Origin of the sequence: Endobacterium panacihumi (assembly GCF_050847465.1) — a bacterium.
GTDB lineage: Bacteria > Pseudomonadota > Alphaproteobacteria > Rhizobiales > Rhizobiaceae > Neorhizobium > Neorhizobium panacihumi.
On record NZ_JBOZRA010000009.1, the window covers coordinates 90,341 to 115,447 of the forward strand.

General features: G+C 57.5%; 27 protein-coding genes and 1 tRNA gene. 19 read left to right on the forward strand and 9 right to left on the reverse strand.

Annotated features, from left to right (window positions below; genetic code table 11):
- Window positions 1-37: 37 nt before the first annotated feature.
- Window positions 38-127 (reverse strand) — tRNA-Ser (locus ACRQ1B_RS26515).
- 309 nt (window positions 128-436) lie between these two features.
- On the opposite strand from ACRQ1B_RS26515, the gene rplU reads away from it, so the two are divergent.
- The 4 genes from rplU to ACRQ1B_RS26535 all read left to right on the forward strand — a co-directional run bounded on the left by rplU (window position 437) and on the right by ACRQ1B_RS26535 (window position 2,390).
- Window positions 437-748 (forward strand): 50S ribosomal protein L21, encoded by a 312-nt coding sequence (gene rplU, locus ACRQ1B_RS26520; protein WP_112730658.1) that lies wholly within the window; start codon window positions 437-439, stop codon window positions 746-748.
- 31 nt (window positions 749-779) lie between these two features.
- Complete coding sequence (gene rpmA / locus ACRQ1B_RS26525; protein ID WP_132278681.1) at window positions 780-1,049, forward strand: 50S ribosomal protein L27; 270 nt, start codon at window positions 780-782, stop codon at window positions 1,047-1,049.
- 127 nt (window positions 1,050-1,176) lie between these two features.
- On the forward strand, window positions 1,177-1,809 hold the full coding sequence (locus tag ACRQ1B_RS26530) for a GNAT family N-acetyltransferase (RefSeq protein WP_432297125.1): 633 nt from the start codon (window positions 1,177-1,179) through the stop codon (window positions 1,807-1,809).
- A complete protein-coding gene (locus tag ACRQ1B_RS26535) occupies window positions 1,806-2,390 on the forward strand; it encodes a GNAT family N-acetyltransferase (RefSeq protein WP_432297126.1) in 585 nt (194 codons plus the stop codon). Before ACRQ1B_RS26530 ends, ACRQ1B_RS26535 begins: the two co-directional genes overlap by 4 nt.
- A 47-nt stretch (window positions 2,391-2,437) precedes the next feature.
- Here the strand turns inward: ACRQ1B_RS26535 and ACRQ1B_RS26540 are convergent, their stop codons facing one another.
- Window positions 2,438-3,298, reverse strand: coding sequence for an endonuclease/exonuclease/phosphatase family protein (locus tag ACRQ1B_RS26540; protein WP_432297127.1), 861 nt, complete (start codon window positions 3,296-3,298; stop codon window positions 2,438-2,440).
- Between the two features lie 75 nt (window positions 3,299-3,373).
- On the opposite strand from ACRQ1B_RS26540, the gene obgE reads away from it, so the two are divergent.
- From obgE to ACRQ1B_RS26590, 10 genes are all read left to right on the forward strand, one after another.
- Window positions 3,374-4,438 (forward strand): GTPase ObgE, encoded by a 1,065-nt coding sequence (obgE, locus tag ACRQ1B_RS26545; protein WP_306837672.1) that lies wholly within the window; start codon window positions 3,374-3,376, stop codon window positions 4,436-4,438.
- Window positions 4,435-5,610 (forward strand): glutamate 5-kinase, encoded by a 1,176-nt coding sequence (gene proB, locus ACRQ1B_RS26550; protein ID WP_432297129.1) that lies wholly within the window; start codon window positions 4,435-4,437, stop codon window positions 5,608-5,610. Before obgE ends, proB begins: the two co-directional genes overlap by 4 nt.
- Window positions 5,600-6,883: a glutamate-5-semialdehyde dehydrogenase gene (locus tag ACRQ1B_RS26555; protein ID WP_432297130.1), complete on the forward strand. Its 1,284-nt coding sequence runs from the start codon at window positions 5,600-5,602 to the stop codon at window positions 6,881-6,883. The genes proB and ACRQ1B_RS26555 overlap by 11 nt, the downstream gene beginning before the upstream one ends.
- A gap of 42 nt (window positions 6,884-6,925) precedes the next feature.
- Window positions 6,926-7,519, forward strand: coding sequence for a nicotinate-nucleotide adenylyltransferase (locus ACRQ1B_RS26560; RefSeq protein ID WP_432297272.1), 594 nt, complete (start codon window positions 6,926-6,928; stop codon window positions 7,517-7,519).
- A 106-nt stretch (window positions 7,520-7,625) separates the two neighbouring features.
- Window positions 7,626-8,072 (forward strand): ribosome silencing factor, encoded by a 447-nt coding sequence (rsfS, locus tag ACRQ1B_RS26565; RefSeq protein ID WP_432297131.1) that lies wholly within the window; start codon window positions 7,626-7,628, stop codon window positions 8,070-8,072.
- A gap of 102 nt (window positions 8,073-8,174) precedes the next feature.
- A complete protein-coding gene (rlmH, locus tag ACRQ1B_RS26570) occupies window positions 8,175-8,657 on the forward strand; it encodes a 23S rRNA (pseudouridine(1915)-N(3))-methyltransferase RlmH (protein ID WP_432297133.1) in 483 nt (160 codons plus the stop codon).
- Between the two features lie 101 nt (window positions 8,658-8,758).
- Window positions 8,759-10,189, forward strand: coding sequence for a murein hydrolase activator EnvC family protein (locus ACRQ1B_RS26575; RefSeq protein WP_432297135.1), 1,431 nt, complete (start codon window positions 8,759-8,761; stop codon window positions 10,187-10,189).
- Window positions 10,179-11,507: a S41 family peptidase gene (locus ACRQ1B_RS26580; protein WP_432297136.1), complete on the forward strand. Its 1,329-nt coding sequence runs from the start codon at window positions 10,179-10,181 to the stop codon at window positions 11,505-11,507. Before ACRQ1B_RS26575 ends, ACRQ1B_RS26580 begins: the two co-directional genes overlap by 11 nt.
- Before the next feature lie 79 nt (window positions 11,508-11,586).
- Window positions 11,587-12,777, forward strand: coding sequence for a divergent polysaccharide deacetylase family protein (locus ACRQ1B_RS26585; RefSeq protein WP_432297137.1), 1,191 nt, complete (start codon window positions 11,587-11,589; stop codon window positions 12,775-12,777).
- An 11-nt stretch (window positions 12,778-12,788) separates the two neighbouring features.
- Window positions 12,789-13,322, forward strand: coding sequence for an RNA pyrophosphohydrolase (locus ACRQ1B_RS26590; protein WP_432297138.1), 534 nt, complete (start codon window positions 12,789-12,791; stop codon window positions 13,320-13,322).
- 74 nt (window positions 13,323-13,396) lie between these two features.
- Here ACRQ1B_RS26590 and bfr read toward each other — a convergent pair whose 3' ends face one another.
- From bfr to ACRQ1B_RS26615, 5 genes are all read right to left on the reverse strand, one after another.
- On the reverse strand, window positions 13,397-13,882 hold the full coding sequence (bfr, locus tag ACRQ1B_RS26595) for a bacterioferritin (RefSeq protein WP_112730631.1): 486 nt from the start codon (window positions 13,880-13,882) through the stop codon (window positions 13,397-13,399).
- Complete coding sequence (locus ACRQ1B_RS26600; RefSeq protein WP_432297139.1) at window positions 13,848-14,159, reverse strand: (2Fe-2S)-binding protein; 312 nt, start codon at window positions 14,157-14,159, stop codon at window positions 13,848-13,850. The genes bfr and ACRQ1B_RS26600 overlap by 35 nt, the downstream gene beginning before the upstream one ends.
- Before the next feature lie 151 nt (window positions 14,160-14,310).
- A complete protein-coding gene (locus tag ACRQ1B_RS26605; RefSeq protein WP_432297141.1) occupies window positions 14,311-17,733 on the reverse strand; it encodes an error-prone DNA polymerase in 3,423 nt (1,140 codons plus the stop codon).
- Window positions 17,730-19,238, reverse strand: coding sequence for a Y-family DNA polymerase (locus ACRQ1B_RS26610; RefSeq protein WP_432297273.1), 1,509 nt, complete (start codon window positions 19,236-19,238; stop codon window positions 17,730-17,732). The genes ACRQ1B_RS26605 and ACRQ1B_RS26610 overlap by 4 nt, the downstream gene beginning before the upstream one ends.
- The gene (locus ACRQ1B_RS26615; protein ID WP_432297143.1) at window positions 19,189-20,136 is read right to left on the reverse strand and encodes an ImuA family protein; all 948 of its coding nucleotides are present in this window, start codon (window positions 20,134-20,136) and stop codon (window positions 19,189-19,191) included. The genes ACRQ1B_RS26610 and ACRQ1B_RS26615 overlap by 50 nt, the downstream gene beginning before the upstream one ends.
- A 170-nt stretch (window positions 20,137-20,306) precedes the next feature.
- Between ACRQ1B_RS26615 and ACRQ1B_RS26620 the strand changes: the two genes are divergently transcribed.
- On the forward strand, window positions 20,307-20,750 hold the full coding sequence (locus tag ACRQ1B_RS26620; RefSeq protein ID WP_432297145.1) for a metallopeptidase family protein: 444 nt from the start codon (window positions 20,307-20,309) through the stop codon (window positions 20,748-20,750).
- A gap of 3 nt (window positions 20,751-20,753) precedes the next feature.
- Here ACRQ1B_RS26620 and ACRQ1B_RS26625 read toward each other — a convergent pair whose 3' ends face one another.
- Complete coding sequence (locus tag ACRQ1B_RS26625) at window positions 20,754-20,960, reverse strand: DUF1737 domain-containing protein (protein WP_112730619.1); 207 nt, start codon at window positions 20,958-20,960, stop codon at window positions 20,754-20,756.
- Window positions 20,957-21,853 carry an HpcH/HpaI aldolase/citrate lyase family protein gene (locus ACRQ1B_RS26630; protein WP_432297146.1) on the reverse strand — a complete coding sequence of 299 codons (897 nt, stop codon included), beginning with the start codon at window positions 21,851-21,853 and terminating at the stop codon, window positions 20,957-20,959. The genes ACRQ1B_RS26625 and ACRQ1B_RS26630 overlap by 4 nt, the downstream gene beginning before the upstream one ends.
- Before the next feature lie 132 nt (window positions 21,854-21,985).
- Here ACRQ1B_RS26630 and ACRQ1B_RS26635 point away from each other — a divergent pair, with 132 nt between their 5' ends.
- The 4 genes from ACRQ1B_RS26635 to ACRQ1B_RS26650 all read left to right on the forward strand — a co-directional run bounded on the left by ACRQ1B_RS26635 (window position 21,986) and on the right by ACRQ1B_RS26650 (window position 25,104).
- Window positions 21,986-22,216, forward strand: a complete 231-nt coding sequence (locus tag ACRQ1B_RS26635) for a hypothetical protein (RefSeq protein ID WP_432297148.1) — start codon at window positions 21,986-21,988, stop codon at window positions 22,214-22,216.
- A gap of 115 nt (window positions 22,217-22,331) precedes the next feature.
- On the forward strand, window positions 22,332-22,937 hold the full coding sequence (leuD, locus tag ACRQ1B_RS26640) for a 3-isopropylmalate dehydratase small subunit (protein ID WP_153353485.1): 606 nt from the start codon (window positions 22,332-22,334) through the stop codon (window positions 22,935-22,937).
- 158 nt (window positions 22,938-23,095) lie between these two features.
- Window positions 23,096-24,205: a 3-isopropylmalate dehydrogenase gene (leuB, locus tag ACRQ1B_RS26645; protein ID WP_432297150.1), complete on the forward strand. Its 1,110-nt coding sequence runs from the start codon at window positions 23,096-23,098 to the stop codon at window positions 24,203-24,205.
- 266 nt (window positions 24,206-24,471) lie between these two features.
- Complete coding sequence (locus ACRQ1B_RS26650) at window positions 24,472-25,104, forward strand: phosphatase PAP2 family protein (protein ID WP_432297151.1); 633 nt, start codon at window positions 24,472-24,474, stop codon at window positions 25,102-25,104.
- Window positions 25,105-25,107 lie beyond the last annotated feature (3 nt).

Consider the following 25,107-nt stretch of genomic DNA (forward strand, 5'->3'; position numbering starts at 1 on the left):
CTGTAACACTACGTGGTCGATGAAGACGGGAAATCAATGGCGGAGAGGGTGGGATTCGAACCCACGATACGGTTGCCCGTATGCCGCATTTCGAGTGCGGTGCTTTCGACCACTCAGCCACCTCTCCGCTTGAGCATGATGACGCGTTGGTCAGCGCGAGGCGGTTCATAGCGATGAAAATCCGGGCTGGCAAGGGGCCAAAAGAAACTCTTTGTAGATAGTCACCTTGACAGTTTTTTGACTCTCACGTATTCCCGCACGCAATCGGGCGTGGAAAGATTTCCTCGCCTCTTTGTTTGTGCGGTTTTCGCCTCAAGCGCTTCCCCACAGATTTTCACCGGCAGACCCTTGGGCAACTTTAAGGTCTGCCATCCCGACTGACAAAAAGACGGCCGCCTTTCGGGGAAGAGCCGGAACGAACATGAAAGGATAAAGAATGTTCGCAGTCATCAAGACCGGCGGTAAGCAGTACCGCGTGGCCGCCAACGACGTGCTCACCATCGAAAAGCTGGAAGCCGAAGCTGGTGCAGTCGTAGAATTCAACGAAATCCTGGTCGTCGGCGTTGGCGCCGATGCCAAGTTCGGTGCGCCTTTCGTAGCCGGCGCCATCGTCAAGGCTGAAGTCGTTGAACATAACCGTGGCAAGAAGGTTCTTTCCTTCAAGAAGCGTCGCCGCCAGAATTCCAAGCGTATTCGCGGTCATCGCCAGCATCACACGGTCGTTCGTATCACCGACATCGTCGCTTAATCGGGTTTCGTAGGTTTAAAGGAGAACTCCCATGGCACATAAAAAAGCTGGCGGTTCGTCGCGTAACGGTCGCGATTCAAATTCCAAGCGCCTCGGCGTGAAGAAGTTCGGTGGCGAAGTCGTCATCGCAGGCAACATTATCGTGCGCCAGCGCGGTACGCAGTGGCATCCGGGCGCCAATGTTGGCCTCGGCAAGGACCACACCATTTTTGCGCTCACCGCCGGCAACGTGAACTACCGTACGAAGGCTAACGGCCGCGTATACGTGTCCGTGATGCCGAAAGCCGAAGCCGCAGAATAAAGCCGGCAAGCGTTAGCAACCGGCGTCTCATCGACCCGGTTGAACGTTAAAAGGTTCAGTCAAAGAAAAGGGGAGATGGGGCGCCACCCAACTCCCCTTTTTCTTGTCCTAACGAAGGAGACTGAACATGCAAGGCGAATTGTTGAGGAGCAGCCAATCACGGCTGCCCGAAGAGCGGCCAAGGCCCGATGGCTTAAGGAGCAGTTGCCCCGTCTTATTGTCGCAAAGGCTCGTTCTGCGCGCGCCCCACGAAGAAGACATCGACGCACTTGCCCATCTCGCCAACAATGCGAATATTGCGACCATGGTCGCCCGCATGCCGCACCCCTATACGGCCAAAGACGCCGCAGACTTTGTGCGACGTACGAAAGATGGCGTGATTGGCAAATGCGTTTATGCCATTACCCACGCCGATAACGGCAAATTCCTAGGCTGCTGCGCGCTCGAACCGCAGGAAGACCCCGCCACGCTGGAAATCGGCTACTGGCTGGGCGAACCCTACTGGAATCAGGGCATTGCCACGGAAGCCGCTCATGCATTGATCGACATGGCTTTCCGAACCCGCGACATCGACCAGATCGATGCGCGCTGCCGGGTTACCAATATCGCATCGCGTCGTGTCATCCAGAAATGCGGTTTTCAGTTCCAGGGTTCCGGCATGGTCGGCTCGCTGGCGCTGGGCGGCATGGTGCCGGTCGAATGGTTCCGGCTCGACCGCAAGACCTGGATGTCCTTGAGAAGCTGGGGGGAAATGCGATGATCGCCTCGCCTCACGAAAAGCAGGCCGTTCGTGCCGACATGGGTCCCTGCCCGGTTATCCGGACGCCACGTCTTCTGTTGCGTCCTCATGCGCTGGAAGATGCCGGCGCGATTGCGGCATCGCTTGCCGATTTTTCCGTGTCGCGGATGCTGGCGCGCGTGCCGGCACCTTTCCATCGGCAGGATGCCGTGGACTGGCTGAAAAGTCAGGCGAACAGCAAGCTGCCCGACTGGAACTTTGCCATCTGCGATACCGATGGAAGCCATATCGGTGCCGTCGGCATAGAACTCAGGCACGGGCAGTGGCATCTTGGTTACTGGCTGAACCGCAGAGCATGGAACAGGGGCCTGATGACCGAAGCTGCCGGCGCTGCGCTGAAGGCCTTTTTCGAATGCATGCCGGAGGCCGTGATGCATTCCGGAATGTTTTCCGACAATCCTGGATCGCTGCGGGTGCAGCAAAAACTCGGTTTTGCCATTACCGGATGCCGCGACATGTTTTCGGTGGCCCGCAATGCCATGGTCATGCACATCGATACGGTCATCACGGCCCAGGATTTTGTCGAGACCAGCAGAAAGTGACGTGCCCGGGGCGGGAAACCGCCCCGGATATCTCAATTCCGAACACCTTAATCGAGTTCGAGCCAGACCGGAAAATGATCCGATCCCTTCGCATCCATATCGACAAACACATCCCGAACACGGGGAAATAGCTGGTGATTGACAAAGCAGTAATCGAGATGCGCCTTTTGCGGCCCTTCCGGCGGTTCGATCCAGCTATAGCAATCGGGCGTCAGACGGCCGAAACGCGCCAATACGTCAACTGGCTGATTGGCACGCAGGGCGCGTCCGTAAAAATGGTCGTCATGTCCCACCATGCCGATATATTCCGGCGTTTCGGGCTCCATGTTGAAATCGCCCATCACCACAAAATCCTGCGGCAGCGGCAAAACCGGAACGCCGTTGGCCACAAGGCCCGTCAACGCACCGCCTTCGCCCACAAAGTTCAGGACCCGGTCTTTCAGGAAGGCGATCTGCGCCAGGCGCTCGTCGGGCGAGACATGATCGAGATGAACGGAATAGGCGCGCATGGCGTCGCCCGGTGCATCGATGACCACTTCAAGCGCGCTGCGCTGCAGGTTGATATGTTCGACACTGTGGCTGCGCGGCAGAAGCAGGTTGCGGATGGCAAGGATCGGCCACCGCGACAGGATCATGTTGCCGAACTGGAAACGTCGCTCCTTGGCCCGACCGTTTTCGATCGTGTAGTCCAGAAGCGCATCACAGCCAGCGCCATAGGCGGCAAAAAAGTCAGGGAACAGGTCCTGCAGGGCGGCGACCATATCAACGTGATCGTTTTCCGGCGAGTTGCGCGTGACCTCCTGCAGGGCGATGACATCGGCCCCAGCGAGGCTTTTGGCAATACGTTCGAGGTCGAAACGGCCGTCGAGGCCAAAACCGTACTGGATGTTATAGCTGACGAACTTCATGATAATCTTTGACCTTGACCCTTATGGGCGATATCCAAACCGCAAACCGACTATCAGACAAGTGACGGCAAAAAGATGAAATTCCTTGACGAGGCAAAAGTATACATTCGCTCTGGCGACGGCGGCGCCGGCGCTGTCTCGTTCCGGCGGGAAAAATTCGTCGAATTCGGCGGACCGGACGGTGGCGATGGCGGCCGCGGCGGCGATGTGTGGGTCGAGGCCGTCAACGGGCTCAACACGCTGATCGATTTCCGCTTCCAGCAGCATTTCAAGGCGCAGACCGGCATTCACGGCATGGGCCGCAACCGCACTGGCGCCAATGGTGGTGAGGTGACGCTGAAAGTCCCGGTCGGCACGCAGATTTTTGAGGAAGACAACGAAACCCTGATCACCGACCTGACCAAGGAAGGCCAGCGTTTTCGCCTCGCCAAGGGTGGCAATGGCGGTTTTGGCAACTCGCACTTCAAGACCGCGACCAATCAGGCGCCGAATTGGGCAAATCCCGGCCTTGAAGGCGAAGAAAAGACGGTCTGGCTCAGGCTGAAGCTCATTGCCGATGCCGGTCTCGTCGGTCTGCCGAATGCCGGTAAGTCGACCTTCCTCGCATCCGTCACGCGCGCGCGGCCAAAAATCGCCAACTATCCATTCACGACACTGCATCCCAACCTTGGCGTTGCCACCATTGACGGCCGCGAATTCGTGCTGGCCGATATTCCAGGCCTGATCGAAGGCGCGCATGAAGGTGTGGGCATCGGCGACCGTTTCCTCGGTCACGTCGAGCGCACCCGCGTTCTCCTTCACCTCGTTTCGTCGATGGAAGAAAATGTCGGAAAATCCTACAAGACCGTGAAGACCGAGCTGGAAGCCTATGGCGGCGGCCTGATCGATAAGCCGGTCATCGTTGCCCTGTCGCAGATCGACATTCTTGACGAAACGGAACTGAAGAAGAAGGCCAAGGAGCTTGAAAAGGCATCCGGCCAGAAGCCCTTCCTGATTTCGGCCATCACCGGCAAGGGCATGACCGATGTCCTACGCGCACTGCGTGATGTCATCGTCGAGGCGAGCGGCACCGGCGAGACGGCGCTTCCGGATCGTTCCACCCCGGTCAAGGAAGACAGCGACGAGGACGACGACGAATGAGTGCCGGCCGCAAATCGCTGAGCAGCCATAAACGCATCGTCATCAAGATCGGCTCGGCCCTTCTTGTCGATCGCGGCACGGGATTGAAATCGCGCTGGCTCGATGCGGTTTGCGCCGATATTGCGGCCTTGAGGGCGGGCGGCACTGAAGTGATGGTCGTGTCTTCCGGCGCGATCGCGCTGGGCCGCACGGTTCTCGGCCTTCCCGCCGGCGCGTTGAAACTTGAAGAGAGCCAGGCGGCAGCTGCCGTCGGCCAGATCGCTCTGGCGCGTGCTTGGTCGGAAAGCCTGTCGCGGGACAATATCGTTGCCGGCCAGATTCTTTTGACCCTTGGTGATACGGAAGAACGCCGCCGTTATCTCAATGCCCGCGCGACGCTGAAACAGCTGATGAAAATGGGCGCCGTGCCGATCATCAACGAAAACGACACGGTCGCCACGTCTGAAATCCGCTATGGCGACAATGACCGGCTGGCCGCCCGCGTCGCCACCATGGCCGGCGCCGATCTTCTGATACTGCTCTCCGATATCGACGGGCTTTATACGGCGCCGCCACATGTCGATCCGCAGGCGCAGTTCCTGAGTGAAATTGCCGAAATTACGCCGGAAATCGAAGCCATGGCCGGTGGTGCCGCGTCCGAACTGTCACGTGGCGGCATGCGCACCAAGATCGATGCCGGCAAGATCGCGACAACGGCTGGCTGTGCCATGATCATCGCATCGGGCAAGCCGGAACATCCGCTGCGCGCCATCGAGGATGGTGCGCGCTCGTCGTGGTTCGCTCCGGCAAAGACGCCGGTCAATGCCCGCAAGACATGGATCGCCGGCCATTTGCAGGCCAGCGGCGAGCTGCATGTGGATGCCGGAGCGGAAAACGCGCTGCACGGCGGCAAGAGCCTGCTGCCGGCGGGTGTTCGCAAGATCAGCGGCCAGTTCAGCCGCGGCGATACGGTGGCGATCATCGGGGCAGATGGCCGCGAGATTGCCCGTGGCCTTGCGAGTTATGATGCCGACGAGGCGCGGCAGATTGCCGGTCGCAAGTCGGGCGAGATCGAAAGCATTCTTGGCTATGCAGGCCGCGCCGCCATGGTGCATCGCGACGATCTGGTCGTGACCGGCCATTTCCTTGCCACCGAGGATGCGAAAGTGCGGGAGGACGTTCATGCTGGATAAGGTTTCGGGATCGGCAGATATCGCTGCCATGATGGACGCGATTGGCCGCAATGCCAAAGGCGCCGCGCGCGCACTTGCCACCGCCTCTACCGAGGCCAAGAACGCCGCCCTTCATGCCATGGCCGATGCGATTCTGGCCGCGAAGGACGAATTGCTGGCCACCAATGCGGCAGACCTGAAAAACATCGAGGGCAAGGGCCTGCTGCCCTCCTTCATCGACCGCCTGACGCTGACCGACAAGAGCATCGACGGCATGGCACAGGGTCTGCGCGAAATCGCCGAGTTCAAGGATCCGGTCGGCGAAGTGATTGCCGCTTGGGACCGGCCGAACGGCCTGCAGATCGAACGTGTACGCACACCACTCGGCGTCATCGGCGTCATCTACGAAAGCCGCCCGAACGTGACAGCCGACGCCGGCGCTCTGTGCCTGAAGGCCGGCAATGCCGTTATCCTGCGCGGCGGTTCGGATTCCGCACTTTCATCGCAGGCGATCCATGCCTGCCTAGTGGAGGGACTTAAGTCAGCCGGACTTCCAGAGCATGCGATCCAGCTTGTGCCGACCACCGATCGCGCTGCCGTCGGCGCCATGCTTTCCGGCCTTGATGGTGCCATCGACGTGATCGTGCCGCGTGGCGGCAAAAGCTTGGTCGCGCGGGTGCAGAACGAGGCACGGGTGCCGGTGTTTGCCCATCTCGAAGGCCTTTGCCATATCTATGTGGACGCCTCTGCCGATCTGGACATGGCCAAAAACATCGTCGTGAATGCAAAAATGCGGCGCACCGGCGTGTGCGGCGCTGCCGAAACATTGCTGGTGGACAAGGCCGCTGCCGACACAGTGCTGGCAACGCTGGTGAATGATCTGCAGGCTGCCGGCTGTGAAGTCCGCGGTTCCGCCGATGTACTCATCCAAATTCCCGGCCTCGTTCCGGCCACCGAAGAGGACTGGAGCACCGAATATCTCGATGCGGTCATTTCGGTCAGGCTGGTGGACGGCATTTCTGGTGCCATCGACCATATCGGCACCTATTCCTCGCATCATACGGAAGCGGTGATTGCCGAAAATCCGGCCGTGGTGGCACGCTTCTTCAACGAAATCGATTCGGCCATCCTGCTGCATAACGCCTCGACCCAGTTTGCCGATGGCGGCGAATTCGGCATGGGCGGTGAGATCGGCATTTCGACCGGCAAGATGCATGCCCGTGGCCCGGTCGGCGTCGAACAGCTGACATCCTTCAAATACCGCGTGCACGGCACCGGCCAGACAAGGCCCTGATCGCTGGTGGAGGGGGAGACAGTCGATCGCCGTTATCTGCGCATGCCTCATGTGGAACGCGGCATGACCGTCGGCCTGTTCGGCGGTTCCTTCAACCCGCCGCATGAAGGGCATCTGCTGGTCGCGGAAATCGCCATGCGCCGGCTTGCGCTCGATAACCTCTGGTGGATGGTGACACCCGGCAATCCGCTGAAGAGCCGCTTGGAACTTGCTTCTCTTTCAGACCGTATTGCAGCCAGCGAAAAGATGATCGATGATCCGCGTATCAAGGTCACGGCCTTCGAGCAGGCATTGGAGACCCGATTTACCGCCGATACGGTGGCGCATGTGGCAGCCCGCAATCCCGGCATACGGTTTGTCTGGATCATGGGGGCAGATAGCCTCAAGACGTTCCACCTTTGGCAGAACTGGCGCCAGATCGTCGCGACCTTTCCGATCGCGATTGTCGACCGCCCCGGCGCCACCCTGTCACTCTTATCGTCGACCATGGCGCGCGCCTATGATCATGCCCGGATTGATGAGGAAGACGCGGCAAATCTGTCGATGCGCGCCTCACCGGCATGGACCTTCCTGCACGATCGCCGCTCATCCCTCAGCTCAACCCAGCTGCGTGCAAAGGCACGACAAAAAACGTGAACGGCGTGATCGCCTCATGGTCGCAATCCAAAAGCATCGCTCTTGAAAGATTAATCGTTCGATGCCACCTTATTCTTGCGCGTCCCCTTATATCGGGGATTCGTGAGTGCCTGTTTTGTCTTGGACGAAAGGAAAAACCCTGACAACAGTACACGCCAAGGGAAAGACCCAGCGTCTCCTCCCGACGAGCACGGACCGCGGCGCCGAAGCTGCTCATCGTGCTCTCGAACTGGTCCTCGCCAGCCTTGAGGACTCCAAAGCCGAAGATATCGTCACCATCGACATTGCCGGAAAATCGGCGCTGGGAGACCACATGGTGGTTGTCTCCGGGCGATCGAGCCGCCATGTCTCGGCAATCACCGACCATCTCGTTTCCGATCTCAAGGACGAAGGCTACGGCGGTGCTCGTGTCGAAGGCCAGGAAACCGGCGACTGGGTGCTGATTGACACCGGTGACATCATCATCCATGTGTTCCGCCCTGAAATCCGCGAGTTCTACAACATCGAAAAGATGTGGGCCGCACCGGATTTCGAGGAAAACACACTGCACTGACGGGTTCATCGCTTTCGATTGAACCGCTGGGTGCCCAAACCCTTCCGGCACGACTGCGCAACAAGTCGTGCGGGAACGGATGAACATGGCGGTTTTTAAACGATGCGGATCAGTCTCTTTGCCGTGGGACGGTTGAAAGCCGGCCCTGAAAAGGAACTTGCGTCCCGGTACGTGGACAGGATGGCCAAAGCCGGCCCGGCTGTCGGGCTGGAGTTTGCGCGTGTCGTGGAAGTGGCGGAAAGCCGCGCCTCCAACTCGGAAACGCGCAAGCGCGAAGAAGCCGGCATGCTGGAAAAAGCGATGCCGGAAGGCAGCGTGTTGATCATTCTCGATGAGCGCGGCAAATCCATGGACAGCGAAGCATTCGCGGCCCTGATCGGCCGGTTTCGCGATCAGGGCAAGCGTGACTGCATGCTGGCGATCGGCGGTGCCGATGGCCATGATGCCTCTTCGCGTGACAGGGCCGATGCCGTCATCAATTTCGGCGCCATGACCTGGCCGCACCAGCTGGTGCGCATCCTGCTGGCCGAGCAGCTTTATCGCGCCGTCACTATTTTGTCCGGCCACCCCTATCACCGCGTCTGAAGCCACGTTTTTGGCCTAAATTCAACGCGCCATCTTGGCAGTGGCGGAAAAGGGCGAATCTGCTAAACATCATGCGATCCGGCTAAGATTCGCGGGACGGAATGAAGAGATCGACATGGATTGTGCTGACCGCGGCACTGCCGGCAACGGCGGTGGTCTTTGGTATGGCCGCTGATCCGTTTTGGTCTTTAGCTCTGCCAGCCGCTCAGGCACAGGAAGAGGTAGACACTCTGCCGCCGGCTACCTCATCTGAAATGCCCGCCCCACCGGACAATGCGTCAGCGGAATTACAGCGCAAGCGCGACGAGACACGAGACGAACTGGAAGCGCTGGCAAGTTCGATCGATATTTCATCGGAAAAAGCCCGATTGATCGAAGAAAATATTGCGGCGCTTGAAAAAAGCACCGCCAGCCTGCGGCAGGCACTGATCGATTCCGCCAAACGACGCAAGGATTTGGAATCGCAGATCCTGACAAGTGAGGAAAAGATCGCGCAACTGAGTGTGCGACAGGACGCTATCAAAAAATCTCTTCATGACCGGCGCGCGGTGCTGGCAGAAGTGCTGGCCGCATTACAGCGCATGGGACGAAGCCCGCCGCCGGCGCTTCTTGTCACGCCAGAAGATGCCTTGGGGTCCGTTCGCAGCGCCATCCTGCTCGGCGCCGTCGTTCCGGGCATGCGCAAGGAAGCGGCAGCTCTCGTCGGCGACCTGGAATCGCTCACCACTCTGCAAAGAGATGCCACAACCGAAAAGACGCGGGTGACGGAAACGATCGCAGCCAGCCTGGAAGAAGACAAGCGTATGGAGCTGCTGCTTGCCGAGAACGATAAGCAAAGCCAGAGCAACACAGCAAATCTTGCCGCCGAACAGCAACGATCGGATGACTTGGCAGCCAGGGCAGAAAGCTTGAGTGGACTTATCGAAGCGCTGGAGAACGACATTACCTCCATTCGCGATGCTGCCGAGCGAGCACGCCTAGAGGAAGAGCGCCAACAACAGCTGAGCGCCGAAGAGCGCGAAAAGGCCCGCGAACTGGCCGAAAGCGGGGTGCCCGACAAAAACCGCATTGCCCCCGCATATCCGTTTTCAGATTTGAGGCAAAAGCTGGAATTGCCGGTGGCTGGCGATATCCTGCGCTCTTGGGGCGATCCCGACGGGACCGGCCATCCAGCCAGGGGCATGACAGTCGCATCGGCGCCTAAGGCGGTGGTGACGGCGCCAGCAGATGGAACAGTCGTTTTCGCGGGCGCCTTCCGAAGTTACGGCCAGATGGTCATTCTCAATACAGGAGATGGTTATCACGTGGTTATGACCGGCATGAGCAGCGTAAACGTGCGACAAGGTAAATTCGTTTTTGCTGGTGAACCCATAGCCCTGATGGGCGAAAAAAGAGTGGCAAGCGCAACGGCGTTGGCGCTGGAAACGGATCGCCCAACGCTTTACATTGAATTCAGGAAAGATGGCAGCCCGGTCGATTCGGCACCGTGGTGGGTCAAAAAGGACACTGGAAGGGCACGCAATGATTCGTAGGGCTTCTCTTGTCATCGTCGGCGCACTCATGGGTGCGACGGCGATGAGCGTGATCTATTCAGCCGGCGTACCGGCTCAGGCAGCCGGTTCCTCGACATATCGTGAACTGTCGATTTTCGGCGATGTGTTCGAGCGTGTCCGCGCCCAGTATGTTACGCCTCCGGATGAAGAGAAGCTGGTAGAAAATGCCATCAATGGCATGCTGACCTCCCTTGATCCGCATTCGAGCTTCATGAATGCCAAAGATGCCGACGACATGCGCACCCAGACCAAGGGTGAGTTTGGTGGTCTCGGCATCGAAGTCACCATGGAAAACGAGTTGGTAAAGGTCATTACGCCGATCGATGATACGCCCGCTTCCAAAGCAGGCGTTCTCGCCGGCGACTTCATTTCCGAGATCGACGGAACGCCTGTGCGCGGCCTGAAACTCGAAGACGCGGTCGAGAAGATGCGTGGCCCGATCAACACACCGATCAAGCTGACGATTGTCCGTCAGGGTGCCGACAAACCGCTCGAAATCACTGTCGTGCGCGATATCATTACCGTACAGGCCGTTAAGTCACGTGTCGAAGGCGACGTTGGTTATGTCCGCGTGATTTCCTTCACCGAAAAGACGTATGAGGGTCTCGAAAAGGCGATTCAGAAGATCAAGGCGGAGGTGCCCGCCGACAAGCTGAAGGGTTATGTGCTCGACCTGCGCCTCAACCCAGGTGGCTTGCTCGATCAGGCCATCAACGTGTCCGACGCATTCCTGGAGCGTGGCGAAGTTGTTTCGACGCGTGGCCGCAATGCCGAGGAAACCCGCCGCTTCAACGCTGGCCCGGGTGATCTGACCGACGGCAAGCCGGTGATCGTTCTCGTGAACGGCGGTTCGGCATCTGCCTCGGAAATCGTGGCCGGCGCGCTGCAGGATCTGAAACGCGCCACCGTTATCGGCACCCGCTCTTTTGGCAAGGGATCCGTTCAGACGATCATTCCGCTCGGAGAGGCCGGCGCGCTACGCCTGACGACCGCGCTTTATTACACACCATCCGGCAAGTCGATCCAGGGTACGGGCATCGAGCCGGATATCAAAGTGGAACAGCCTTTGCCGCCGGAACTGCAGGGCAAGATAAAGGCTGAGGGTGAATCCAGCCTGCGTGGCCACATTACCGGTCAGAGCGAAACGGAAGAAGGGTCTGGCTCGGCGGCTTATGTGCCGCCGGAAGCCAAGGACGATATCCAGTTGAACTATGCGCTTGACCTTTTGCGCGGCACCAAAACGGACCCAGCCTTCCCGGCTCATCCCGACAAGGCAGCGGCTGCCGTGAAGCCATAAGGCAAAAAAACTGAGTCAAACCGGCCCTTCATCGGGCCGGTTTTCTGTATCTGGATGAAGCATCAAGGCGGCCGATCAATTGGGGACCGATCTTCACGCACCGCTCGGGCGGGATCGTCAGGCACGCTCAAGACGTTCCAGGCGCAAGTCACTTGGCATGGTTGCAGGTCTGCTGGTTGGAGCAGGTATTCTAGGATTTTCCTTTTATGCCATGCGGCCGGATTCGGCCCTGAAAAAAACAGAGGTCGCAGCCAGTAAACCCGCCGCAACCGCGACGGGAGAGGACCGCGTGGCGACGTCACCATCGCCCGCCGGTACCAACCTGCCCCGATCTGGCCCTCAGGGCGGTGCAAATGTTCAGCGAACGCAGACCGATAGCGGTCAGGTCGTCACCACCTACTCACCGCGCCAGCGGGATGGCGAAGGGCCTCTGGTGGTGGAAGCTCAACGGATCGGCCAAGATTCCCGCATGGCGGCAACACCCAATGACGAACTGATCGAGGGAACACCGGAGGGCCGCCTGCCGATTGTCGGGCCGGACGGGCTGCGTCCTATGGAGCAATACGCTCGGCCATGGTCTGGTGCGCGTGGCACGCGCATCGCAATCATTGTGGGAGGGCTTGGTCTGAGCCAGACTGGCACCCAGAATGCGATCAACGTCCTGCCGCCTGAGATCACGCTTGCCTTCGCCGCGACAGGAAACAGCCTTCCGAGATGGATGCAGCAATCACGCCGTAACGGTCACGAAATTCTGCTACAACTGCCAATGGAACCCTTTGATTATCCGAGCAACAATCCCGGACCATCTACGCTCGTAACTGAGGCAACGGTGAAGGAAAACATCGCCAACTTGCATGACGCGATGGGTCAGATCACCAATTATACCGGCGTCATGAACTATCTTGGGGGGCGCTTCCTATCTGATGCCGATGCGCTTGAACCCGTTCTGCGTGACATAGCCGGGCGAGGCCTGCTGTTTCTGGATGATGGTTCTTCGGCGCAGTCTTTGACAGAAAAAATCGCCAAACCGCTGCAATTGCCGCACGGTTTCGCCGACCTGACGCTGGATACACAACTGGACAAGCTAGAGATTCTGAAAAAACTGGATGAACTCGAGCGTATAGCCCAGCGCAAAGGTTTTGCGATCGGCTCGGCATCGGCTTTCGACGAGAGCATTGAGGCCATCCAACAATGGGTAGGAGAAGTCGGCAATCGCGGAATTGAAATCGTTGGGGTATCCGCCGTTGTCAACGATCCCGCGAATCCGTGAATGGAAGAGAGATGAGCAAAACTAAAAAGCCTGTGTCCGCAGACAGTCTGCCTTATCGTCCATGCGTTGGCATTATGGTTCTCAACCGTAATGGGCTCGTCTGGGTTGGACGTCGCATGTCCGAAAACAATTCCGAATCCGACGGATCACCGCAGCTATGGCAAATGCCGCAAGGCGGTATTGACAGGGGAGAAGACGCACTTGTCGCCGCCCGCCGCGAGCTTTTCGAGGAAACCGGCATGCGTTCGGTAACGTTGTTGGCCGAGGCGAAGGACTGGATCAACTACGACCTGCCGCCACACCTGATAGGCATTGGCCTCAAGGGCAAATATCGCGGCCAGACTCAACGGTGGTTTGCGTTTCGTTTTGATGGCGACGAGAGCGAGATCAATATCGAGGAACCACCATCCGGCCAGCATCAGGAATTCGATGCGTGGGATTGGAAACCGATGACGGACCTGCCGGACCTGATCGTATCCTTCAAGCGCGACGTCTATCGGCAGGTGGTTGCCGAGTTTGGCCATCTTGCCCGCAAACCAAGCTGAGAAGGCTAACCTTATAGCAATGTGAAACGCCGGCAGCTGTGGCTGCCGACGTTTTTATGTGATGAATTTCTCGGTTACTCTGCCGTATCGGCGGAGTCGGCGTTGAGCTGGCCGTATTTCGCTTCACCGATCTTGCCGAGGAGTTCAAGCTGCGTTTCGAGAAAGTCGATGTGGCCCTCTTCGTCCATCAACAGTTCTTCGAAAAGCTTCATGGAGACATAGTCCCCGGCGGCGTGACAGATATCACGAGATTCCTTGTAGGCTTTGCGGGCATCGTATTCGCCGGCAAGATCAGCTTCCAGAACTTCCTTGACGTTCTGGCCGATGCGCAAAGGCGCAAGCGTCTGCAGATTGGGGTGGCCTTCTAGGAAAATGATGCGGGCAACCAGCTTGTCCGCGTGGTTCATTTCCTCGATCGACTCGGCACGCTCCTTCTTTGCGAGCTTGGTGTAGCCCCAGTCCTCAAGAAGTCGATAATGTACCCAGTATTGGTTGACGGCGCCGAGTTCGAGGAAAAGAGCCTCGTTAAGCCGCTCGATGACCTTTTTGTCGCCTTTCAATGTCCGCTCTCCTGTTCTCTTCGTGGAGTTGTTTCAGGCGGGACATATAATCAACTACTTCCGCTTCCGTCGAGTGGCGACGGGCATGATACTCTTCGGTGGTGCGGATGATCAAATCGACGACATTGGGAAAACAGCCGCAACAGCGACCGCGTTTGGCCATGGAGTGATAGACCTTGACCGGAACAATCAGCTGCCAACAGTCCTCATCGAGCAATGCCACGATCGCGTCGCGAATTTCGGTGTCGGTGATGTAATTGCAGCTGCAGACGAGCATTTTCGGGTCGATCCAGAAACATGACCTAGCTTATCCGCTTTCTTTCCCAAACGAGGGGGGAAATGTCAAGAAAATGAATCGATCCGCTAATATGCAGATTTTGCAAAGCGCCTGCCCACCGGTTCATACGCGGCCAAAAAAATTTACGTGATCAATGAAAATTCCGGCCTTTTGGCATGACGCGTGCCGTATCAAGCCCGGGCTGAACATTCGCTACGGTGCCACCGGCATATGAACTCCGATCCTTGCGTGACTGGCGAGGATCGGGACGCGGACCATTCAAAACTTCATCCGCGCGTTCAAGAACCGCAAAACGGCGCACTTCCGTCTGCAGCAGACCCAGCATCGGCGTCAGGTCCTCGATATGCTCGACGACAGTGTGGATGACGCCGCTCTGGCTTTGCAAACGGCCGAAAATTTTGACCAGGCGCGCGCCCATGACGATGGGCCGGTATTTTTCGAACGTCTTTGGCCAAACGATTGCATTCGCCACGCCTGTTTCGTCTTCCAACGTCATGAAAATCACGCCCTTGGCCGAACCCGGTCGCTGTCGCACCAGGACAAGACCGGCAATGGTGACTTTCCACCCACTACGGACATTAAGAAGATCAACGCTGCGACAAACATTCATCGCCTGCAGCCGATCCCGCAAAAAGGAGACCGGATGCGCCTTGAGCGACAGGGAGAGAGAGCGATAATCCTCTATGACTTCTTCACCCGGCAGCATTTCGGGCAAGCGGGTTTGCGGCTCCTGCTGCAGGTCGAGATGGGCCACCTGATCGAACAGAGGCAGTTTTTCCGCAGCGCTTTTGACATCCAGCGCCCGCACCGCCCAGAGGGCTTCCCGACGGGACAACCTCATCGAGCGAAAAGCATCTGCATCCGCCAGACGCTCGACATCGGCTTTTTCCAGACCCGATCTCAGCCAGAAATCACGAACGGACTGGTAGCATTCCGTGCGATTGGCGATCAATTTTTCACGCACCACCTTTTCCGAAAGGCCCTTCACCTGCCGGAAGCCCAAGAGCACAGCGTGTTTTGTCAGAATAACATCACGCATGTCGGAATGCCGACGATCGACCCGGTTACGATCAAATGGAGCCTCAACTAGGCTGTTGTCCCAGTCGGAATCATTGACATCGACCGGCAATACCTCGACGCCATGTTCCCGCGCATCCCGAACGAGCTGAGACGGTGCATAAAATCCCATCGGCTGGGAATTGAGCAGGGCAGTACAAAAAACATCCGGATAAAAGGTCTTGATCCACGATGAAACATAAACAAGCAGGGCGAAGGAAGCTGCATGGCTTTCCGGAAAACCATATTCGGCAAAACCTTCGATCTGCTTGAAACAACTTTCGGCGAATTCGAGGGGATAGTTATTTTTGAGCATGCCATCGATCATGTCCTCCCTGAAAGAATTCACACGGCCCGAGCGTTTGAAGGTTGCCATCGATCGGCGCAACGCATCGGCTTTGGCAGCTGTGAAACCGGCCGCAGTAATGGCAATCTGCATTGCCTGCTCCTGAAACAGCGGGACTCCCAAGGTTCTTTTCAAAACCTCTTTTAGTTCAGGGCTGGGATATTCAATCGGCCGCCCGTAACGCTCATCCTCTCGCCGCTTTAGATAGGGGTGCACCATATTGCCCTGGATCGGGCCCGGACGGACGATTGCCACCTCGACCACAAGATCATAAAACTTTCGTGGTTTCAGCCGTGGCAACATGCTCATCTGCGCCCGGCTTTCGATCTGGAAAACCCCGATCGTATCGGCGCGACAGATCATATCGTAAACTTCTGGCCGGTTTCCCGCATTCACGCCGGCAAGCGTTTCATCCCGACCATAATGCTGGCGCATCAGGTCAAAGGCCTTGCGCAGACAAGTCAGCATGCCGAGCGCCAGAACATCGATCTTCAAAAGTTTCAGCGTATCGAGATCATCTTTGTCCCATTCGATCATGTAGCGACCCGGCATTGCCGTCGGCATGATCGGCACGACCTCATCCAGACGGTCGCGGGTAATGAGAAAACCGCCGACATGCTGAGTCAGGTGCCGTGGAAACCCCATCAGTTCCTTAGCATATTTCATCACCTTGAGCGTGGTCTTGTCCGTGAGATCCAGGCCCGCCGCCTTGGCGTCCCTCTCCGTCACACCTTCCTGTGACCAGCCCCAGACCGTGCTGGATAAGGCCGCCTGCACATCGTCCGAAAGACCAAAGGCCTTGGCGACCTCGCGCCCGGCCATGCGTGTTCGGTAGCTGGTGACCGCTGCCGTCAGGCCTGCATGGCGATAACCGTAATGCTCATAGATGTACTGGATGACCTCTTCACGTCGCTCGTGCTCGAAATCGACATCGATATCCGGCGGTTCGTGACGCTCCGTTGAAATGAAACGCTCGAACAGGAGCGTCGTTTTCTCGGGATCCACCTCGGTGATACCAAGGCAATAACACACGGCAGAATTCGCGGCTGAACCGCGACCTTGGCAAAGGATTTTCAGCTTATGTCGTGCATGCCAGACAATATGGCGAACCGTGAGAAAATAGGCTTCGTATTCCTTTCCTCGAATAAGATCCAACTCGTTGACGATCGCTTGCGCCACTTTGGCTGGAATACGATCTGGATAACGTACCTTCGCTCCCTCCCAGGTTAAACGTTCCAAAGTTTCGCTAAGAGTTTCGTCGGCAACACTTTCATCCGGATAATTGTGCCGAAGCTCATCCAGCGAGAATTTCAGCGCTCTAAAAAATCGCTCCGTATTGGCAATCGCCTCGGGATAGTTCCGAAGAACACGCGCCATCTCTCGCCCGTATTTCAGGTGACGCTCAGCGTTCGGGGAAAGGTGAAAACCGGCACCTGCCACCGTCACATGTTCACGGATTGCCGTCACCACATCCGACAGGGGTTTTCGATCCGGCAGATGATACAGCGGCTGATTGGTTGCGATGAGCGGAATGCCGATGCGACCAGCGACACCTGCCAATGTCGCCTGTGTCATTGTATCCCTGCCATCATAAGCGGGCGGCAAAGCCAAATAGACGGCTTTACCAAATCGCTCTTTCAAAAGGCCAAGAACCACCTCCAGCTTTTCGATATCCTTTTTTTCGAACAGGCAGGCCGGATCGGCAACGACGGCCAGCATCATCTCCGCTCCCCATTCGAGAATATCCCACTCCTCCAGGATGCAGCTGCCTTTCGTCGTTCTCAAATTTCCACGGCTGAGCAACCGGCAAAGATTGCCCCAGCCCTTACGGTTGCAGGGATATGCGATAATATCCGGCGTACCATCCGAGAAAACCAGCCGGGCCCCAGGCTGGAAACGTGAAGGAAAGGGCATTGCCACTTCCTTGTCCTTCACGCCCTCCTTCTGCTGGCGGGCGTGCATTTCGTGCATCTCACGCAGGTAATTATGGGCACGAACCACACCCGCCACGGAATTGCGGTCGGCAATGCCGATACCAGACAGTTTGAGCGCACCCGCCACGAACATCATTTCTTCAGGGCGCGCAGCGCCTTCAAGGAAAGAAAAATTGGTGCGGGCGCCAATTTCGAAAAAGCGCGGTTCGGCAGTCATGCGAAAAGGCCATGCATGAACCAGTGTTGCAGGGGATCACGCTCATAAAGGCCCTTTCGAAAAATCCAGAAACGATAGCCGGCTGTAGATTCCAGCCGAAAATAATCTCGTGTCGCCCCCTCTTCGTCATCCAGCCACCATTCGGGGCTAATCCGCTCCGGCCCCTCGGCCCGAGCGACCTGATGTGTGAGACGACGCCAGCGAAAACGCGTCGGGGGGCCATCGGGAATTTCGGCGGCAAAGCTTTCCAGCGGTTCCGGCACGCGAAAGAGACGGATTGGCCTTTCACTGCGGGAAACGATCATCGGTGCTTCCGGCATCTGTTTACCGAGGGGCAAAGCCTCAATGGCCGGCCTGAAAATCTCGGCCCGTTCCGGAATATGGCTTTCGCGCAATTGATAGGTCTGCAGGCAATCCGGCCCAAGCCGGGCCGAAACCTGATCCACAAAAGTCGAGAGCGACAAATGTTTGCGATCCGTGGCCGCAAGATCGGACTGCAAGCTTTCGAAAGGTTCATGGTGCAGCACATTGAGCCGCAGAATCTCGTAACCAAACCCGGCATCGAGATGATCCTGCAGGCAAGAGAACCTCTCCGTGAATAGCGCGGTAATCCTGTCCACATCCCGCAAGGGTCGCGATGCGCCGGCCGAAATCCGCGAGACCTGCCCATCGATGCGAAACAACACCAGTTCAAACAACCGCCCGCCGGCACCACGCGCTTCAAGCCTGGACAGAAGGCATTGGGCGATCTGCCGTGTTACGAAAACAATGTCCTCTTCCGACTGGATAGGATCGGCAAGACGGCGTTCTGCCGACAAGCTGGCAATGGGGCGACGCGGTGAGATCGGTTCATCGTTCTCACCCTTTGCCTGATCGAGCCGCAACAGGACTGCTGCGCCAAACCGGCGGGCGAGCGGTGCGCGCGGTGTGCGAATGAGGTCAGCAACCCGCTTCAGCCCCAGCTTTTGGAGAGCCGAAACCGTGTTCTGATCGAGCCTTAACGCTGCCACCGGCAGCGGTGCCAGCATTTCTTCAGCGTTTTCATCGCTGACAATGTGATTACCGCCATAATGGCAGATTGCCCATGATAGGCCGGGAGAGGAAGAGACCGCACCACGTACCTCCAACCCCATCTGGGTCAGGCGTTTGAGAATATCTTCCAACAAAGCCGCCTCACCGCCCACGAGATGGGCGCAGCCGGTGATGTCGAGAAAAAGACCGTTTTTTCCTTCCAGCGCCACCAGCGGTGTGTAGCGATCGCACCAATCAGCAATCCCCTCAAGCAGCCGATGGTCGGCGGCCTGATCTTCATCGACAACGATCACGCCGGGGCAGATGGCACGCGCTTCCGCCAAGCCTTGCCCAAGCCGAAGACCTAACCGGGCCGCTTCATCATTACAGGCAACAAGCCTCAATGTGTTGTCGACATGCGCGACACAAACGATAGGCCCGGCTTCAGGACGCCCGGTCGAACGCAAGTCTTGCCCCCACTTTCGCCGCAGCACCCGATCGATCGACAGTTTTGGGAAAGTCAGGGCCAGAATACGTTGGGTGCCGGACTGCAAAGACAGATTTGGCTGGCGCGTGAGCGGTTGAGAGGCGGCGGTCATCGGAATTCCATTCCAGGAGTAAGGAAAATGGAGCCGGGTTGCGGCTCCGTTCGAGGGTGAGACGAAAGACGGAATGCCCGATGCTGCCGCCAAGCATGGTTCCATCAGCGAGATACCGGTTTGCTGCCGGCGCAGTTTCGACCAGAAAGCGGAAATCGGCGCTGCTCGCCTCCTCCTCTCCAGCTTGTCGAAGGACGAACAAAGGCCGACCTGATGCCTTGGCACGGAGACTCAACCGTCGACTTTCGGTGAGGCCGAAATGCTTGAGATTGCCGCAGACTTCCAGGACCGTTATTGCAAAAGCGCCGCTTGCCGCCGCCGCTTCTGCAAGCCAAAGCGCATCTTCCAGCCTGCGTGGCCGGGCATGCAAAAAGGTTTCCGGTTTTATGCCGAAATCCAGAAGCCCTAACGCATAGGGCATTCCGGTCTCCAAAACTGCGAGGCGGTCGGCAATCCAGAGAATTGGCAATCCGCACGTCATCGATTGCCCCGGCCCTTCCCCCTGGTTCTGCAGCAATGCCGAAACCGCCAGGGCAAAACCGCTGGCAGCACCGGCATCCTTCATAGCGCTGGTGCGGATTTCGGCCAGCCCATCCAATGGCAGACCGCCCTCCAGCGCCTGGTCGAGAACATCAATGCCAAAGGAAAGCCGCTCGCGCTTGTCCTGCACGGCAGCTATCTGCTTAGCCCTGTCACCCGATCCATCGAATGCCCGGATATCTTTGCCTTCCATGCGGGCAATGGTTTCACGCAGGGCAAAAACTGTCTCCTGCGCCACAGCTTTCCCAGCCATGACGTCGCTCCATTCGGATATGTTCACTTTATGTTCTTATGGATTCCAGAGCTGGCTTGAGGAGTCAACAGCAATGTGAAATGATTCCCATTCAGGATGGTACGGACCATTGAATCCGCACTCGAAAAATTTTCTCAAAAAGCATATATGCATGGCCATAAGGAGTACCCATGGCCCGTATCGACCAGACAGACGATTGGCGTGATCGCCATGCGCCTACCATCAGTGCCTTTGAATCGCTCGCGATCGAAGCCTATGGTCTCTTGCCCGCAGAATTCAGAGCCCTCACAGCCAATCTGACGATCGAGATCGAGGATTTTCCCGATGACGACGTTTTCGAAGACATGGCACTGGAAACCCCTTTCGACCTGCTCGGCCTGTTCGAGGGCCGCGGCCTTTCCGAGCGCTTTACCGTTGAGACCGGTGAACTGCCGAACCGGATCAGGCTCTATCGTCGCCCGATCCTGGATTATTGGGCCGAAAACGAGGAAACGCTGGGCGACATCATCACCCACGTGCTGATCCATGAAATCGGCCATCATTTTGGCCTCAGCGACGACGACATGGAGCGCATTGAAGAAAGTGCAGATGCCGCCGCCGCTGCAGAACGATGAATGTTACTGCTCGCCGAGTTTCATGTCGGGATGGTAATCCTTGCCCTCGACAGTCTTGGTCACAGGCTGCGCGCACTGCATTTCGCCCGTTTTAGCGTTGAACGCGTAGGCCGGCGAGCCTGCCAGTTCCCAGCCCTTGTTCAGCGCCAGTGTCACCTTGTGACAAAATGCGGCGTCATCCGGCCCGGTGAGAAGACGGTAAAGTTTCATGCGCGTGTCCTTCGTTCTGCCATGCGGTTTGCTTTTGCGACCAGTTTTTCCGCCTGCACCAGATGCAGGCGTTCGACCATGCGGCCATCCATGGTAATGACATTGAGATCTTTGGTTTCCGGCAGAGCAAAGGCGGCAATGATTGCCCGCGCTTCCTTCACCGCTTCAGGTGAAGGACCAAAGGCATGGTTGGCGGCTTCGATCTGGACCGGATGGATCAGCATCTTGCCATCAAACCCCATATCCCGTCCCTGTTCGCATTCTGCCTCATAAGCAGCAGACTCCCGAAAGTCGTTAAAAACGCTGTCGATCACATCCAAGCCATAGGCGCGGGCCGCCAGCACCACCTGCATCATCCATGGCATGAGATAGGTCCGCCCGGGCCGAGCCGGCACACCGGTATCCTTACGCAGGTCGTTGAGGCCGATCACGAAACAATCGAGTCTGGTTCCGCTGTCATGGGCCGCCCGCGCAATCTCGACCGCATTGGCAATGCCGCGTGCGGTCTCCATCATCGCCCAGATGCGCAAGTGTGGTGATGATTGCGCCAACCGCGCTTCGATATCCGTTATGACAGAGATGTCATCGACCTTCGGCAGGGCAACCGCATTCGGCATGACATCACGGACAAGCTCGATATCTTCCGCACCAAAATCGGACGCAAGCGCGTTGATGCGGATGATCGTTTCCTTGCCGTTCAAAGGTGTTTCAGCAAAAAAGCGGCGAAGATTGTTCCGCGCTTCGGCTTTCTTTTCAGGAGCAACCGAGTCTTCCAGATCAAAGATCACCGCATCACAATCGAGCATATGGGTCTTGTCCAGGGCCCGCCGGTTGATGGCAGGAACACTGAGAACGGATCGGCGCAGTCGAGCAGTTTCTGAAAAATCAGGCATGCCGCTTTGTGCCAAGCTTTGAACGCACGCGCAATATCGTGATCGCGCCTTGATCGCGTCCAGGTCACTATCCCTCTTGCAAGCGGAACGGGAAAGGCCCACATTGCCTGTATCGAAAGGGATTTAACAATCATGCAGAACATCCGCGCCTTCTTTTTTGCTCTGTCCGGCATCGCCGTCATTGCATTTGTGGCTGTCCTCACCGCTTCTCTAACGGTCGCCTTTGCCGGTATGCTAGCCATCTTTACCGGCATCCGCCTGCTTTCGGCCCGACTTAAACCCGTCCCGGTGCGCGCCAAGAATGCCAAACAGGAAAACATGCGCGTCTGGAACGACGGCCGAGGAACGATCATCGATCTTTAAGATCGATCGTACCGGCGGGTACCGTACCGGTTAAACGTGAATCGACCTTCAAATCCGGGCGATTTTGCTCTATTGGCATGATCTTCTGTTTGAGAAGACCACCTGAAGGTTTGCCATGGAAAAGTTTACCACCCTCACCGGCGTTGCCGCTCCGCTTCCGGTCGTCAATATTGACACCGACATGATCATTCCGAAGGATTATCTGAAGACGATCAAGCGCACCGGTCTCGGCAAGGGACTTTTCGCGGAAGCCCGCTATAACGAGGACGGCAGCCCGAACGCCGATTTCGTTCTCAACAAGCCAGCCTATCAGAATGCCAAGATCATCGTTGCCGGTGACAATTTTGGCTGCGGTTCGTCACGTGAACATGCGCCATGGGCACTGCTCGACTTCGGCATTCGCTGCGTGATCTCGACGTCCTTCGCCGACATTTTCTACAACAACTGCTTCAAGAACGGCATCCTGCCGATCGTCGTCTCCCAGGACAATCTCGATAAGCTGATGGATGATGCCTCGCGCGGCTCCAACGCCATTCTGTCGATCGATCTGGAAGCCCAGACGATTTCGGGCCCGGATGGCGGCTCCATCACTTTCGACATCGATCCGGCGCGCAAGCACATCATGCTCGAGGGTCTGGACGATATCGGCACGACCCTGAAGAACGACGCCAGCATCGGCAGTTTCGAAAACAAGATGCAGGCCGAGCGCCCCTGGCTGTAACCCGCCACAACATCACGGACTTCTTCAGGCTCCTTCCACGTTCCATTCCAGCCTGATCAAATATCAATCCGGCTCCGCCCTCGGCAGGTTCGGGCGGAGTTCCAGGCATCGCGATATGCGAGGCAAGGAGGGTGAGCCTGCGACAGCAAGGAAACACTATGTCCAATACCATCTTCCTTCTTCCTGGCGACGGCATCGGCCCCGAGGCAATGGGCGAAGTGCGCAAGATCATCGCACATATGAACGACACGATGGGCACCGGCTTTGCTCTCGACGAAGGCCTTGTCGGCGGATGCGCCTATGACGCCCACGGTGTCGCCATTTCGGAAGAGGATATGGCCAAGGCGATGGCGGCAGACGCCGTGCTGTTCGGCGCCGTCGGTGGCCCCAAATGGGATAACGTGCCTTACGAGGTACGCCCGGAAGCCGGGCTGCTGCGCCTGCGCAAGGACATGCAACTGTTCGCCAATCTGCGTCCGGCCATCTGCTATCCGGCGCTTGCTTCCGCTTCATCGCTCAAGCCGGAACTTGTCGAAGGCCTCGACATTCTCATTGTTCGCGAACTGACCGGTGGCGTCTATTTCGGCGAGCCGAAAGAGATCATCGATCTCGGCAACGGCCAGAAGCGCGGTATCGACACCCAGATTTACGACACCTATGAAATCGAGCGCATTGCCGGCGTCGCTTTCGAACTGGCACGGACACGCCAGAACGCCGTATGCTCGATGGAAAAGCGCAACGTCATGAAATCCGGCGTCTTGTGGAATCAGGTCGTTACCGAAACCCACAAGCGCTCCTATTCCGACGTCAAGCTCGAGCATATGCTGGCCGATGCTGGCGGCATGCAGCTTGTCCGTGCGCCAAAACAGTTCGACGTGATCGTCACCGACAACCTGTTCGGCGACATGCTGTCCGACGTGGCTGCCATGCTGACAGGCTCGCTCGGCATGCTGCCGTCTGCATCGCTCGGTGCTCCTGATGCCAATACCGGCAAGCGCAAGGCGCTATACGAGCCCGTCCATGGTTCAGCCCCGGATATCGCTGGCAAAGGCATCGCCAACCCGATCGCCATGATCGCCTCTTTTGCGATGTGCCTGCGTTATTCGTTCAACATGGTGGCTGAAGCCGACCGTCTGGAAAAGGCGATCGCAACCGTGCTCGACAAGGGTATCCGCACCGGTGACATCATGAGCGAAGGTTGCCATCAGGTCGGCACCACCGAAATGGGTGACGCGATCCTTGCAGAATTTGTGTCTGCATCCGTCTGAGTGCGGCATTGCCTGACACAAATGTGTTGGGTTTTCTGCTACTTCCTCATTTGCCCGGCTGGCTTTCGTTTGCCGGGCTTCCCATATCCCTGTTCTTTCAAGCCATAGTGGCCATCTAAGAACAGGTGAGTATGACGTCGACATTTTCCAAGTTACGCCAACGCCGGCAACGTCATGGCGGCGGTCCCGCTGCTCCGGCATGGTGGCCTTATGCTCTTGTCGCCGTCAATCTTATCCTGATTGCCTTCTTCACGCTGGATGCGCCCATGGGCGCCTATGCAACCCATACGCCGAACGTACTTTTACCGATTGGTGAAAGAGTTACCGACTTCGCTCGATCCGGCTGGATTCTTGTCGTTGCCGGCCTTTTGTTTCTGGGCGCGTTTCTCTACTCGCGTCGGTCGATGCCACATCGCAAGCGGTTCCAGGTGATCTACGTCACACATATAGCCGCCTATGTTTTCCTGTCTGTGGCCATATCAAGCCTGATTGCCAACATTCTGAAAATTGCCATCGGTCGCGCAAGGCCAACCCAATACGAAGATTGGGGAACCTTCGGGTTCTCACCTTTTCACGGTGATTTCAGTTTCGAGAGTTTTCCTTCAGGCCATTCCACTGTTGCCGGTGCCTTCATGGCCGCATTGGCAATGCTCCTGCCACGCTACCGCGTCTTCTTCCTGATTGCCGGTCTTTGGCTCGGCATGGCTCGCGTCATCATCGGAGTACATTACCCAAGCGATGTCGTAGCCGGCCTGACCTTCGGCGCTTGGACGGCATTCGTAACGGCGATTGCATTCTCCCGCTACGGACTATTGTTCAGATTTACACCGGGAGGTTTGCCGCGCCTGCGCCGGCCGCTTCGATTGCGCCCGTCAAAGGTCTCGACGCCAACGCGATGATGG